The sequence below is a fragment of the Acidovorax sp. K2F genome (assembly GCF_025246485.1).
Lineage (GTDB): Bacteria > Pseudomonadota > Gammaproteobacteria > Burkholderiales > Burkholderiaceae_C > Acidovorax > Acidovorax delafieldii.
The window spans coordinates 1-1,168 of sequence record NZ_JAOBSQ010000100.1 but is presented as its reverse complement, the minus strand read 5'-3'; the positions used below and the strand labels follow the sequence as shown (position 1 = coordinate 1,168).

At 61.3% G+C, this 1,168-nt stretch carries 1 protein-coding gene; it reads right to left on the bottom strand.

Going from position 1 to position 1,168, the window contains the following annotated elements:
• Position 1: 1 nt before the first annotated feature.
• The coding region (gene tuf / locus N4G42_RS25425; RefSeq protein WP_260669172.1) for an elongation factor Tu at positions 2-1,168 on the bottom strand (1,167 nt) is incomplete at its 5' end.

The following is a 1,168-nucleotide window of genomic DNA, read 5'->3' as shown; positions in this document are numbered from 1 at the left end:
ATTAAGCAATGATCTTGGCCACGACGCCAGCGCCCACGGTACGGCCGCCTTCGCGGATAGCGAAGCGCAGACCTTCTTCCATGGCGATGGGGTTGATCAGCTTCACAGTGATCGACACGTTGTCACCAGGCATGACCATTTCCTTGTCGGCTGGCAGCTCGATGGCGCCAGTCACGTCGGTCGTGCGGAAGTAGAACTGGGGACGGTAGTTGTTGAAGAAAGGAGTGTGGCGACCGCCTTCGTCCTTGCTCAGCACATACACCTCAGCCGTGAAGTGGGTGTGGGGCTTGATCGAGCCGGGCTTGCACAGCACTTGGCCACGCTCCACGTCTTCGCGCTTGGTACCGCGCAGCAGCAGGCCGACGTTGTCGCCAGCTTGGCCTTGGTCCAGCAGCTTGCGGAACATTTCCACACCGGTGCAGGTGGTCTTTTGCGTGTCGCGGATACCCACGATTTCGATTTCTTCGCCGACCTTGATGATGCCGCGTTCCACGCGACCGGTCACCACGGTGCCACGGCCGGAGATGGAGAACACGTCCTCCACAGGCATCAGGAAGGCACCGTCCACAGCGCGCTCAGGCGTGGGGATGTAGGTGTCCAGGGCTTCGGCCAGCTTCATGATGGCTTCTTCACCCAGCTTGCCCTTGTCGCCTTCCAGGGCGAGCTTGGCGGAGCCACGGATGATGGGGGTGTCGTCGCCTGGGAAGTCGTACTTGTCCAGGAGTTCGCGCACTTCCATTTCGACGAGTTCCAGCAGTTCTTCGTCGTCCACCATGTCGCACTTGTTCAGAAACACGATGATGTAAGGCACGCCCACTTGGCGAGCCAGCAGGATGTGCTCGCGGGTCTGGGGCATTGGGCCGTCAGCAGCAGAGCAGACCAGGATAGCGCCGTCCATCTGGGCAGCGCCGGTGATCATGTTCTTCACATAGTCGGCGTGGCCGGGGCAGTCCACGTGAGCGTAGTGGCGGTTGGCCGTTTCGTATTCCACGTGGGCGGTGTTGATCGTGATACCGCGGGCCTTTTCTTCGGGCGCAGCGTCGATCTGGTCGTAGGCCTTGGCTTCGCCGCCGAACTTGGCGGACAACACGGTAGCGATCGCTGCCGTCAGCGTCGTCTTGCCATGGTCCACGTGACCGATCGTGCCCACGTTCACGTGGGGCTTGGT